An 11,916-nucleotide genomic window follows, 5' to 3' on the forward strand; every position below is an offset into this window, starting at 1 on the left:
GTCCACCCCACCGCTCGACACCCCCCGGTCCCCCCGGCTGTCGACGCGCGACAGGCTCGTCCTGTTCGTCCTGTGCGCCGCCCAGTTCATGGTCGCGCTGGACTTCTCCGTCCTGAACGTCGCCCTGCCCGTCCTCGGCGCCGACCTCGGCATGAGCCAGTCGGCCCTCCAGTGGGCGGTCACCGCGTTCGCGCTGCCGTCCGGCGGCTTCCTGCTCCTGTTCGGCCGCATCGGCGACCTCTACGGCCGCCGCCGGCTCTTCCTCACCGGCCTCGCCCTGTTCGCCGCGGCCTCGGTGCTGGCGACGTTCGCCTGGGACCCGGCGTCCTTCCTCGCGGGACGCGCCCTGCAGGGCCTCGGCGCGGCGGTCATCGTCCCGACCGGCATGTCCCTGCTGACGACGACCTTCGCCGAGGGCCCCGCCCGCGACCGTGCGCTCGGGATCTCCGGGACGCTGATGTCCCTCGGCTTCACCATCGGCATGGTCGCGGGCGGCATCCTGACCGACGCGCTCGGCTGGCGCTCCACGATGGGCCTGCTCGCGATCTTCGCGCTGATCGTGCTGCCGCTGGCACCCGGCCTGCTGCCCGAGTCCCGCACCCCGGACCGCCCGCGCCTGGACGTGCCCGGCGCGGTCACCGTCACCGGCGGTCTGCTGTCCCTGATCTACGCCCTGACGACGGCCGCCGACCACGGCTTCGCCCGCACCGACGTCATCGTGACCCTGATGGCGGGCCTCGCGCTCCTGGCGGCCTTCGCGATCGTCGAGTCCCGCACGTCGGCGCCCCTGGTCTCCCTGCCCATGCTGCGCCGCCGGACGGTGGCGTGGGGCAACGTGGGCGGGCTGGTCACCTTCTCGATGATGTCGACGGTGATCTTCGTGCTCACCCTGTACCTCCAGGAGATCCTGCACCTGTCGGCCTGGCAGACGGGACTGGTCTTCGGCGTCCAGGGCGTGGTCTCGGTGGTCGCGGGCGCGCTCACCCCGAGGTTCGTCAGCCGCCTCGGCGCCCGCCGCACCCTGGTCCTCTCCCTCACGGGGCAGGGCGCCTTCATCTCCGCCCTGGTGTTCCTCAACACCGAGACCTGGTCCGTCTGGCTCGCCACGGCCGCCGTCTCGGTGGCGAGCATGTTCCACCTGGGCGCGATCATCTCCTACGGCCTGACGGTCACCTCGGGCGTCCCCGACGAGGAACAGGGCCTGGCCACCGGCCTGGTCACCTCGACCCAGCAGATCGGCCTCACCGTCGGCATCCCCCTCCTGGGCGTCCTCGCGACGACCGCCGACGACCTGATGTCCGGCACCCGCACGGCGCTGGCCCTGAACGCGGCGATCGTCCTGGGGGCGGCGATGCTGGTGGCGCTGGGTCTGCGGGGCGGGGCTCGCCGTTGACCGAGAGCCCGCAAGCGCGACGGCCTGTCTCCGARYTCGGAGACAGGCCGTCGCGTCAACTGCGGCTCATGGATGGAGGCGCATCAGTCTGCTTCACATGCTCGAGGAACGCGCCGGCAGCCCGGAGTAGGACGGTCTCGGTTCCGCCGGTCCCTCCATTCTGCCGCTCCACACGCGCTATGGCGAGGCATCGCAGAAGGGTTGGTCGGGTGTGACTCGGAAACCACCCTTCAGGCCGTCGCGAAGGGCGCTCAGGGGCGGTCGAGACGCAACCGGTCGGCTCTCGGCAGGCCGGCCACGACCAGGTCGTACGAGTCCTCGACGAGCTCCCGGACGAGACGGTCCGGGAGCTCACCGTCGGCCGTCACCGTGTTCCAGTGCCGCTTGTTCATGTGCCAGCCGGGGACGATCAGGCCGGGGTACTCCTCGCGCAGCCGTACCGCGTCCTCGGGGTCGCACTTGAGGTTGACCTTCAGGGGCTCGGCGTCCAGGTAGGACAGGGCGAAGAGCTTGCCGCCGACCTTGAAGACCGAGGTCTCCGGGCGGAACGGAAAGTCCTCCACCGCGGCGTTGAAGGACAGACAGAACGTGCGCAGCTCCTGAGGCGTCACTCCGGCTTCGTCTCCTCCTCCGGGGGCTCCACGGGACCCACCGGCTCCACGAGCACGGTCACGATCTTGTTCCGGCGGCCGGCCGCCGCCTCCGCCGTCAGGCGCAGCACACGGCCGTCGGGCAGTTCGACCACCGACGACGCCCCGGCGATCGGGACCCGGCCGAGTGCCTTCGCGAGCAGCCCGCCGACGGTCTCCACATCCTCGTCGTCGTACTCGTCGAGGCCGTACAGCTCGCCCAGGTCGGTGATGTCCAGTCGGGCGGTGACGCGGTAGCGGTCCTCGCCCAGCTCCTCCACCGGCGGCAGCTCACGGTCGTACTCGTCGGTGATCTCGCCGACGATCTCCTCGAGGATGTCCTCGATGGTGACGATGCCGGCGGTGCCGCCGTACTCGTCGATGACGACGGCGACGTGGTTGCGTTCCTTCTGCATCTCGCGCAGCAGGTCACCGGCGTTCTTGGTGTCCGGCACGAAGACGGCGGGCCGCATCGCCGTCGACACCAGCTCGCTCTCGGCGTCCCGGGAGATGTGCGTCTTGCGGGCCAGGTCCTTGAGATACACCATCCCGACCACGTCGTCCTCGCTCTCCCCGACCACCGGGATGCGCGAGAAACCGGAGCGCAGGGCGAGGGTGAGGGCCTGGCGGATGGTCTTGTAGCGCTCGATGACGACGAGGTCGGTGCGCGGGACCATGACTTCCCGTACGAGCGTGTCGCCCAGCTCGAAGACCGAGTGCACCATGCGGCGCTCGTCGTCCTCGATGAGCGACTCCTTCTCGGCGAGGTCGACCAGCGCCCGCAGCTCCGCCTCGGAGGCGAACGGACCGCGGCGGAAGCCCTTGCCGGGGGTGAGCGCATTGCCGATGAGGATCAGCAGATAGGGGATCGGGCCCATGATGCGGGCCAGCGGCAGCAGTACGTACGCCGCCGCCGTCGCCGTGTTCAGCGGGTGCTGGCGGCCGATGGTGCGCGGGGAGACCCCCACGGCGACGTACGACACCAGGACCATGACCGCTATCGCGACCAGCAGGGCCTCGGTGGTGCTGTCGAACTCCTGGAGGCAGGCGTAGGTGACCAGCGCGGCGGCGGCCATCTCGCAGGCCACGCGCACCAGCAGCGAAACGTTGAGGTAGCGGGTCGGGTCGGCGGCGACGAGCGCGAGCTTCTCGCTGCCGCGCCGGCCGCTGCGTACGGCCTCCTCGGCCCGGAAGCTGGAGACGCGCGCCAGGCCCGCCTCCGCGCAGGCGGCGAGCCAGGCGACGACCACCAGGGCGATGGCGCCGGAGACGAGGGCGAGACTCATGACACGGTCGGGGCAGGGGAAGGACCGGTCAGGCCCTTCTCCGAACGCCAGCCGTCCACGATGGCGGCCTGGAGACCGAACATCTCGGCCTTCTCGTCGGGCTCCTCGTGGTCGTACCCGAGGAGGTGCAGCACACCATGGACGGTGAGCAGCTGGAGCTCCTCGTCCATGGTGTGTTGCGTGGGCGCTTCATCGCCCTGCTTCTTGGCGACCTCCGGGCAGAGCACGATGTCGCCGAGCAGCCCCTGCGGCGGCTCGTCGTCGTCCTTCGTGGGCGGCCGCAGCTCGTCCATGGGGAAGGACATGACATCCGTCGGCCCCGGCAGGTCCATCCACTGGATGTGGAGCTGCTCCATGGCGTCGGCGTCCACGACGATCACCGAGAGCTCGGAGAGCGGGTGGATGCGCATCCGCGCGAGTGCGTAGCGGGCGATGTCGAGGATCGCCTGCTCGTCGACCTCGGTTCCGGACTCGTTGTTGACGTCGATCGACATGGTCGCGCGTGTTCTCTACTTCCCCTTGTGCCCGGCCTTGCCGCCGCGGCCCTTGTGCGTGCCGTTCTGGGTGCCGTGCTTGTTGTCGTACTCCTCGTACGCGTCGACGATACGGCCGACCAGCTTGTGCCGGACGACATCCTGCGACGACAGCCGGGAGAAGTGGACGTCCGGGACGCCGTCCAGGATGTCCTGCACCTGCCGCAGACCGGACTTGGTGCCGTCCGGGAGGTCGACCTGGGTCACGTCACCGGTGATGACGATCTTCGACTCGAAGCCGAGGCGGGTGAGGAACATCTTCATCTGTTCCGGGCTGGTGTTCTGGGCCTCGTCGAGAATGATGAAGGCGTCGTTGAGCGTGCGTCCGCGCATGTACGCGAGCGGCGCGACCTCGATGGTCCCGGCGGCCATCAGCCTGGGGATGGAGTCCGGGTCGAGCATGTCGTGCAGCGCGTCGTACAGGGGGCGCAGATACGGGTCGATCTTCTCGTACAGCGTGCCGGGCAGGAATCCGAGGCGCTCGCCCGCCTCCACCGCGGGGCGGGTCAGGATGATGCGGTTGACCTGCTTCGACTGCAGGGCCTGTACGGCCTTGGCCATGGCGAGGTAGGTTTTGCCGGTGCCGGCGGGGCCGATGCCGAAGACGATCGTGTGCTTGTCGATGGCGTCGACATAGCGCTTCTGGTTGAGGGTCTTGGGGCGGATCGTGCGGCCGCGGGAGGAGAGGATGTTCTGGGTGAGCACCTCGGCCGGGGTCTCTTCCGGTCCCTCGCCGTTCTCAGTGGCCCGGAGCATGGCGATCGAGCGTTCCACTGCGTCCTCCGTCATCGGTTGCCCGGTGCGGAGCACCAGCATCATCTCGTCGAACAGGCGCTGTATGAGGGCGACTTCCGTTGAGTCGCCGACGGCGCTGATCTCATTGCCCCGGACATGGATGTCGGTCGCCGGGAAGGCCTTCTCGATCACGCGCAGAAGGGAGTCGCCGGACCCCAGCACGGTCACCATGCGGTGCTGGGCGGGGACGGTGAACTGTGCTCTCGCCTGCCCCTGCGCGGGTGTGTGAGCTGTGGGTGTCTGAGTCATGGGCCGGCTCGAAGGCCTTGCTCGTCCTCCTCGATACGACGCGCCCGCCCACATGGGCGGCCTGGCGATTTCCAGAGTACGCCGGGGGACTGACAAGGCCGTAGGCCTTTTCCCCACGGCCCCGATCCGCGCACGCCGGGTCCTCGCCCCCGCCGCCCCTGCCCGTCCCGTCCCTGAAATCCGGCCCTGGCGTCAGAAGCCCAGCTTCCGCAGCTGCCGGGGATCGCGCTGCCAGTCCTTCGCCACCTTCACGWGCAGGTCCAGGAACACCGGCGTCCCCAGCAGGGCCTCGATCTGCTTGCGGCTCTTGATGCCGACGTCCTTCAGGCGCTTGCCCTTGGGGCCGATGATGATGCCCTTCTGGCTGGGGCGCTCGATGTAGACGAAGGCGTGGATGTCGAGGAGGGGCTTGTCGGCGGGGCGGTCCTCGCGGGGGAGCATCTCCTCGACGACGACCGCGATGGAGTGCGGGAGCTCGTCGCGGACGCCCTCCAGCGCGGCCTCGCGGATCAGCTCCGCGATCATGACCTGCTCGGGCTCGTCGGTGAGGTCGCCCTCGGGGTAGAGCGCCGGGCCCTCCGGGAGGAGCGGGACGATCAGGTCGGCCAGCAGGCCCACCTGCTTGTCGCCGACCGCCGAGACCGGGACGATCTCCGCCCACTCGAAGCCCAGCTCCGTGCCGAGCTGATCGATCGCGATGAGCTGCTCGGCGAGGGTCTTGCCGTCCACGAGGTCGGTCTTCGTGACGATCGCGATCTTCGGCGTCTTCTTGATCGACGCCAGTTCCTTCGCGATGAAGCGGTCGCCGGGACCGAGCTTCTCGTTCGCGGGCAGACAGAAGCCGATCACGTCGACCTCGGCCCAGGTCGTACGGACGACGTCGTTGAGGCGCTCGCCCAGCAGCGTGCGCGGCTTGTGCAGCCCAGGGGTGTCGACCAGGATCAGCTGGGCGTCCTCCCGGTGCACGATCCCCCGCACCGTGTGCCGCGTCGTCTGCGGCTGGTTCGCGGTGATCGCCACCTTCTGGCCGACCAGAGCATTCGTAAGAGTGGACTTGCCCGCGTTGGGGCGGCCCACGAAGCAGGCGAAGCCGGCGCGGTGGGGTGCCTGCGACGAGGCCGACGGCTCGGATGACTGGCTGCGAACGCTCATGGCGTCCATTCTCCCTGATCCACAAGCCCCTGCCGCACAAGGGAGCGAGCACCCCCCTGCGTGTGAGCATCCGGAAACCCCCGCGCAATGAAACACCCCGGAAACACACCCGTGCACAACCGGAAACGCACTCCCGTGAATCTCTGACGAGCCCCCACACCGTTGGAGACCACCGTGCCCCTCGCCGCCGCAAGCGTCGACACCGGCGACACCGCCTGGCTGCTCGCCGCCACCGCCCTTGTCCTGCTGATGACCCCGGGTCTGGCCCTGTTCTACGGCGGCATGGTCCGCACGAAGAGCGTCCTCAACATGCTGATGATGAGCTTCGTGTCCATCGCGCTGGTGACGATCGTCTGGCTGGTCTGCGGGTACTCCCTCGCCTTCGGGGAGGACATCGGCGCCGGGCTCATCGGCGGGCTCGATCACGCCGGCATGGCCGGTCTCGGACCCGACAGCGTCCAGGGGACCGTCCCCACCCTCCTGTTCGCCACTTTCCAGCTCACCTTCGCGATCGTCACCGCCGCACTGGTCAGCGGCGCCGTCGCGGACCGGGCCAGGTTCGGGGCGTGGCTGGTGTTCGTGCCGGTGTGGGCGCTGCTCGTATACGTTCCGGTCGCCCACTGGACCTGGGGTCCCGGTGGCTGGATCCTCGACGGCCTCGGCGCCCTCGACTTCGCCGGCGGTCTCCCCGTCGAGATCACCTCGGGCGCCTCCGGCCTGGCCCTGTGCCTGGTCCTCGGCCCGCGGCTCGGCTTCAAGAAGGACGCCATGCGGCCGCACAACCTGCCGATGGTCGTGCTCGGCGCGGGGCTGCTCTGGTTCGGCTGGTTCGGGTTCAACGCCGGCTCGGCCCTGGGCGCCAACGGCATGGCCGCCGCCGTCTTCCTCAACACCCTCGCCGCCGGCTGCACCGGCCTGCTCGGCTGGCTCTTCGTCGAGCAGCGGCGCGACGGCCACCCCACCACGCTGGGCGCGGCCTCCGGCGCGGTCGCCGGACTGGTGGCCATCACGCCGTCCTGCGGCTCGGTCTCCCTCCTCGGCGCGCTGGTCGTCGGCCTCGCCGCGGGTGTCGTCTGCTCCTACGCCGTGAGCTGGAAGTTCAAGCTCAACTACGACGACTCCCTCGACGTCGTCGGCGTCCACCTGGTCGGCGGTGTCGTCGGCACCCTGCTGATCGGCGTGTTCGCGACGGCCACCATGACGGGCGGGGCCGAGGGCCTGCTGCACGGCGGCGGGTTCGGGCTGCTCGGCAAGCAGCTGGCGGCGATCGTGGTGGTGGCGGCGTACGCCTTCCTCGTCACTTACGGCATCGGCAAGCTGATCGACAAGGTCATGGGCTTCCGTGCGAGCGAGGAGCAGGAGCACACCGGCCTGGACCTTACGGTGCACGCGGAGAGCGCCTACGATCACGGGGTCCTGGGGCACGGCGCCCCGGTCACCGCGTCCCTGTCCTCCTCCCTCCCCGCCGCGCAGAAGGTCAAGAAGCAGGCATGAAGCTCATCACCGCGATCGTCAAGCCGTACCGGCTCGACGAGGTCAAGACCGCTCTCCAGGAGATCGGCGTGCACGGCCTGACCGTGACCGAGGCGAGCGGCTACGGCCGGCAGCGCGGCCACACCGAGGTGTACCGCGGCGCGGAGTACCAGGTCGACCTGGTGCCGAAGGTGCGCATCGAGGTCGTCGTGGAGGACGCGGCGGCCGACGACGTCATCGACGCCGTCGTGAAGGCCGCGCAGACCGGCAAGATCGGCGACGGCAAGGTCTGGGCGGTGCCGGTCGAGACGGTCGTACGGGTACGGACGGGCGAGCGCGGCCCCGACGCGCTGTAAGCCGTAACAGCGCCGGGACCGCGCCCCTTTTCCGAGCGTCAGAGCGTCAGCTCGTCTCGCGCCTCAGTCGAACACGAACGGGCCCGGCGACTGCGGCCCGGTCGCCGTGCAGGTGATGGTGATGCCGAAGACGGTCATCTGCAGCGAGCCGCCGAAGGCCTCCAGGCTGTCCCCGGAGGCGACGGTGCCGCTGAGCGGGCCGACCTGGACGGGGTCGCCGGCGGCCATCGCCGGGTTCTCGGTACCGGAGAAGACGGCGGTGCCGCCGCCCGCCTTCACCAGGGTGAGCGTCGAGGCGATCGAGTCCTCGGAGAGCCCGATCGGCGCGGTGATGGCGGAGTTGACGGTGACGGTGGCGGAGGTGCCGTCCTGCGTCGCCGTGAGGGTGGCGGCGCCGCCCCCGAAGCTGCCGCAGTCGGCGGTGATCGTCGCGGTGGCGGGGGTGACGGCGAAGGCGGCGGGTGCGAAGGCCAGGCCGGTGACGGCGAGGGCCCCGGCCGCCAGGGCCGCACCTGCTCCAATGCGCGTTCGTCTCATGGGGATTCGCTCCCTTTCGGGGGTGGGGGAATTCCGTGTGGGGGGACAGCTCGGCAGGTGGGTGCGGGCACGCTGCGGGGAGAGCTGGAATCTGACGGTCCGTCGGAACCGTCGTTCCCATTGATGCGCGTGGGGCGAGGGTCGGCAAGGGTGATTTCCGGCCTCAACTACCGAACGGTCAACTACCGGCGGATCGACCGGCGGTGGGCCGGCTGCCGAGCGTCGCCTCGGCCAGGGTCGCCAGTCGCGCCCCCAACACCCGTGCCCACGCCCGGTATCCGTCCGCCGACGGGTGGAAGCGGTCCGGCGCCAGCCAGTCGCCCGCGTGCTCGGGCGGGCCCCCGGAGGGAAGGTGGAAGACGGCGACTCCCCTCGTGGCCGCCGTCTTCAGCTGATGGTCGAGCACGCGGACGTAGCAGGCGAGCGGGATCCGCACCCGGCGCGGCAGCGCCGCCAGCCGGCCGACCGACGGCAGCCCCGCGAACACCATCGGCACGTCCTCGCCGAGGCGCAGCCGCACATCCCGGATCAGGCGCTCGGCGTCCCGGCGGAAGGCGCGCGGCCGGCGCAGCCGCAAGGCGTCGTTCGTGCCGGCCACGACGACGACCACGTCCGGCCGCCACCGCGCCGTCGGGTCCGTCAGGCCGGGCAGCAGTCCCTGCCGTACGGCCGCGAGAGTCGCCCCCGCCTTCGCCGCAACGCGCCAGGAGACCGCCCTCCCGGTCATCGCCGACACCGCCTCCGCCAGCCGCCCGGCCATCGCCTCCCGGTGCTCGGCGGCCCCCACGCCCGCCGCCACCGAGTCCCCGAGCACGGCCATCCGCAGCGCCGGCTCCTTGCCGTCGGTCGTCCCGCTGTCGGCCCCCGCCGCCTCGGGCAGCCGTATCAGCCGCGCCCGCATGCCCTTGGTGAACACCTGGAACCCCCGTTCCCACCGCCATAACGGCGTCATAACAGCGTTATCCCTATAACAGCGTTATTCTCGCTCCGTGTCAACCGCGAACCCCCGCCGCCTCCTCCTCGACGAAGCCGCACGCGTGCTCGCCGAGGAGGGCCCGGCCGCCCTCAGCGCCCGCCGCCTGGTCAAGGCCGTCGGCGCCTCCACCATGGCCGTGTACACCCACTTCGGGTCGATGCCGGGGCTGGTGCGCGAGGTCATGCGGGAGGGCGTCGCCCGCTTCGAGGGGCGCGTGGCCGAGGTCGAGGCGGGGGACGACCCCGTGCGTGAACTCGCCGAACTGTGCCGCGTCTACCAGGAGTTCGCCCGCGCCGAGCCCGCGGTGTACGCGGTGATGTTCGGCGGCTCCGGCACCGCCGGGTTCGAACTCACCGACGACGACCGGCAGATGGGCGTACGGCTGCTGCGCTACCCGCGCAACGCCATCCGGCGCTGCGCCGCGGCCGGGCGGTTCCGCACGGAAACCGACGCCGATCTCCTCGTACGGCAGCTGTTCGTCCAGATGCACGGGCTCGCCCAACTCGCCCACGCCGGCTACGTCATCGGCGTCTACGGTCCCGACGACATCCTCGCCGGCATGCTCCGGGACTTCGCGGTCGCGGCGGGCGACGACCCGGAGCGGGCCGCCGCCTCGGTCCGGTCAGGCCTTGCTGGGTGACATGTCCTGAAGTCCCACCACCCGCAGCAGCTGGAGGCGTTCGTAGGCCTCCGTGCCGGGGCGGGCGGAGTGGATGACCAGGAGCTGGTGGTGTTCGTGGCTGAGCATGACCTCGCAGTCGAGGTCCAGCAGGCCGACCAGCGGGTGCAGGAAGCGTTTCGTCGCCCGGTGGCGCAGGGCCACCTCGTGTTCGTCCCACAGCCCCGCGAACTCCTCGCTACCCGCCCGGAGTTCCGCGACCAGTGCGGCCGGCTCCGGGTCGTCGGGGCGGGCGGCGGCCACCGCGCGCAGATTGGCGACGGCGGCGCGCGCGTGCTCGTCCCGGTCTTCCTCCGGGAACAGGTCGCGCGCCTGCGGGTCCAGGAAGTAGCGGCGGACGAGGTTGCGCTCGCGTCGGGGGCGGGACATCACGTCGAGCGTCAGCGCCCGTGCCATCGCGTTCTGCGCCAGCACCTCGCCGCAGTCGGTCACCACCTGCGCCGGTGTGTCGTGCAGCCGGTCCAGGATCAGCATCAGGCCGGGCGGGACATGCGTCGACGCCGTCTCGCGGCGCGGCGGCTCCTCGTCGGCCAGGTGGAACAGATGGTCGCGCTCGTCGGCGGTCAGACGCAGCGCGCGGGCCAGCGCCGTCAGCATCTGGCGTGACGGGCGCGGGCCCCGAGCCTGCTCCAGGCGCGTGTAGTAGTCCACCGACATGCCCGCCAGCTGCGCCACCTCCTCGCGGCGCAGTCCGGCCGTGCGGCGCCGGGCGCCGGGCGTCAGGCCCACGTCCGACGGGGCGAGGCGGGCGCGGCCCCGGCGCAGGAAGTCTGCGAGTTCGGCTCGGTTCACCTCTCCAGCCTGCGCCGGTCCGCCCGCGTTATCCAGGGACTGTCGATCCCCTGATCAAGAGGTCTCTCCCGGATCCGGTGTCCGCGGCCAAGGCTGGTCGCACAAGCGAGAGGAGCACATGATGCTGACATTGGTGACAGGTACGACGGGTCAGGTCGGCCGGCGCTTCGCACCGAGGCTGATCGCGCAGGCCCGGCCGGGTGAGCGCGTCAGGGTTCTGGTGCGCGACGCGGCGCGCGGCGAGCCCTTCGCGGAGCTGGGCGCGGAGGTCGTCACGGGGGACCTGCGCGACACCGACACCCTCGGCAAGGCGGTCGCCGGCGTGGACGCGGTCGTGAACGTCGCGGCGTCCTTCCGCGGGGTGCCGGACGAGGAGGCGTGGGCGGTCAACCGGGACGCGGCCGTGGAGCTGGGCCGCGCCGCACTGGCTGCCGGGGTGCGGAGGTTCGTGCAGGTCAGCACGGGTCTTGTGTACGGCCGCGGACGGGGGCGTCTGCTGACCGAGGACGACGAGAGCCTGCCCGGCGGGTCCATGTGGGGCGCCTACCCCGAGTCCAAGGCGGCCGCCGAGCGGGAGCTGCGCGCCATGGAGGGCCTGGACCTGCGCGTCGCCCGGCTGCCCTTCGTCTACGGCGAGGGCGATCCGCATCTCGCCCAGTCCCTGCTCTGGGCCAGGAACTGGGCGGCGACCCAACGGCTGCAGATGGGACATCACGCGGACGTCGCTCAGGGGCTGCTGCGGATGCTGCACGCGCCGGGGATCGGCGGCCGGATCTACAACATCGCCGACGATGCGCCGGTGACGGCGGTTGAGTTGCACCAGCTGAACGGGGTCGAGGTGCCGGACGAGCTGTACGGCCGTACGGATCCTGATCCGTGGGTTCAGCTCACCTCCACGGAGCGGATCCGGCGGGAGCTGGGGTATCGGCCGGTGTATCCGTCGGTCTATGCGGCGCGGGACGCTGGAGCGCTGTGAGGAGGCCCGTGGTCGTCCGCGGGTCCGTTGCGGCTGGTCGCGCAGTTCCCCGCGCCCCTTTGGGGCGCGTCTAGTCAACGCCCTTGATAC

13 protein-coding genes are annotated in these 11,916 nt (G+C 70.9%); 5 read left to right on the forward strand and 8 right to left on the reverse strand.

Annotated elements, in window-relative coordinates; translation table 11 throughout:
* The first annotated feature begins 37 nt into the window (after positions 1–37).
* The gene (locus EAO75_RS34860) at positions 38–1,393 is read left to right on the forward strand and encodes an MFS transporter (RefSeq protein ID WP_261989652.1); all 1,356 of its coding nucleotides are present in this window, start codon (positions 38–40) and stop codon (positions 1,391–1,393) included.
* A gap of 251 nt (positions 1,394–1,644) precedes the next feature.
* On the opposite strand, the gene EAO75_RS34865 is transcribed toward EAO75_RS34860, so the two are convergent.
* The 5 genes from EAO75_RS34865 to era all read right to left on the reverse strand — a co-directional run bounded on the left by EAO75_RS34865 (position 1,645) and on the right by era (position 6,046).
* Positions 1,645–2,004, reverse strand: coding sequence for an MmcQ/YjbR family DNA-binding protein (locus EAO75_RS34865; protein WP_147999159.1), 360 nt, complete (start codon positions 2,002–2,004; stop codon positions 1,645–1,647).
* The gene (locus EAO75_RS34870; RefSeq protein WP_147999160.1) at positions 2,001–3,308 is read right to left on the reverse strand and encodes a hemolysin family protein; all 1,308 of its coding nucleotides are present in this window, start codon (positions 3,306–3,308) and stop codon (positions 2,001–2,003) included. The genes EAO75_RS34865 and EAO75_RS34870 overlap by 4 nt, the downstream gene beginning before the upstream one ends.
* Positions 3,305–3,802 (reverse strand): rRNA maturation RNase YbeY, encoded by a 498-nt coding sequence (ybeY, locus tag EAO75_RS34875; RefSeq protein WP_147999161.1) that lies wholly within the window; start codon positions 3,800–3,802, stop codon positions 3,305–3,307. Before ybeY ends, EAO75_RS34870 begins: the two co-directional genes overlap by 4 nt.
* Before the next feature lie 15 nt (positions 3,803–3,817).
* The gene (locus tag EAO75_RS34880) at positions 3,818–4,885 is read right to left on the reverse strand and encodes a PhoH family protein (protein ID WP_147999162.1); all 1,068 of its coding nucleotides are present in this window, start codon (positions 4,883–4,885) and stop codon (positions 3,818–3,820) included.
* Positions 4,886–5,077: 192 nt separating this feature from the next.
* Positions 5,078–6,046, reverse strand: coding sequence for a GTPase Era (era, locus tag EAO75_RS34885; protein ID WP_147999163.1), 969 nt, complete (start codon positions 6,044–6,046; stop codon positions 5,078–5,080).
* A gap of 165 nt (positions 6,047–6,211) precedes the next feature.
* Between era and EAO75_RS34890 the strand changes: the two genes are divergently transcribed.
* Positions 6,212–7,531 carry an ammonium transporter gene (locus EAO75_RS34890; RefSeq protein WP_148000460.1) on the forward strand — a complete coding sequence of 440 codons (1,320 nt, stop codon included), beginning with the start codon at positions 6,212–6,214 and terminating at the stop codon, positions 7,529–7,531.
* Complete coding sequence (locus EAO75_RS34895; protein WP_147999164.1) at positions 7,528–7,866, forward strand: P-II family nitrogen regulator; 339 nt, start codon at positions 7,528–7,530, stop codon at positions 7,864–7,866. Before EAO75_RS34890 ends, EAO75_RS34895 begins: the two co-directional genes overlap by 4 nt.
* Positions 7,867–7,929: 63 nt before the next feature.
* Here the strand turns inward: EAO75_RS34895 and EAO75_RS34900 are convergent, their stop codons facing one another.
* Together EAO75_RS34900 and EAO75_RS34905 are read right to left on the reverse strand one after the other, a co-directional pair.
* Positions 7,930–8,403, reverse strand: coding sequence for a hypothetical protein (locus EAO75_RS34900; protein WP_147999165.1), 474 nt, complete (start codon positions 8,401–8,403; stop codon positions 7,930–7,932).
* A gap of 178 nt (positions 8,404–8,581) precedes the next feature.
* Positions 8,582–9,355, reverse strand: a complete 774-nt coding sequence (locus EAO75_RS34905; RefSeq protein WP_147999166.1) for an SGNH/GDSL hydrolase family protein — start codon at positions 9,353–9,355, stop codon at positions 8,582–8,584.
* Positions 9,356–9,392: 37 nt separating this feature from the next.
* On the opposite strand from EAO75_RS34905, the gene EAO75_RS34910 reads away from it, so the two are divergent.
* Positions 9,393–10,019: a TetR/AcrR family transcriptional regulator gene (locus EAO75_RS34910; RefSeq protein ID WP_147999167.1), complete on the forward strand. Its 627-nt coding sequence runs from the start codon at positions 9,393–9,395 to the stop codon at positions 10,017–10,019.
* Here the strand turns inward: EAO75_RS34910 and EAO75_RS34915 are convergent.
* Positions 10,002–10,850, reverse strand: coding sequence for a helix-turn-helix transcriptional regulator (locus tag EAO75_RS34915; protein ID WP_147999168.1), 849 nt, complete (start codon positions 10,848–10,850; stop codon positions 10,002–10,004). The genes EAO75_RS34910 and EAO75_RS34915 overlap by 18 nt on opposite strands.
* Positions 10,851–10,971: 121 nt before the next feature.
* Here EAO75_RS34915 and EAO75_RS34920 point away from each other — a divergent pair, with 121 nt between their 5' ends.
* Positions 10,972–11,826 (forward strand): NAD-dependent epimerase/dehydratase family protein, encoded by an 855-nt coding sequence (locus tag EAO75_RS34920; protein WP_148000461.1) that lies wholly within the window; start codon positions 10,972–10,974, stop codon positions 11,824–11,826.
* Positions 11,827–11,916: the final 90 nt, after the last annotated feature.

Source organism: Streptomyces sp. UW30, from assembly GCF_008042075.1.
GTDB lineage: Bacteria > Actinomycetota > Actinomycetes > Streptomycetales > Streptomycetaceae > Streptomyces.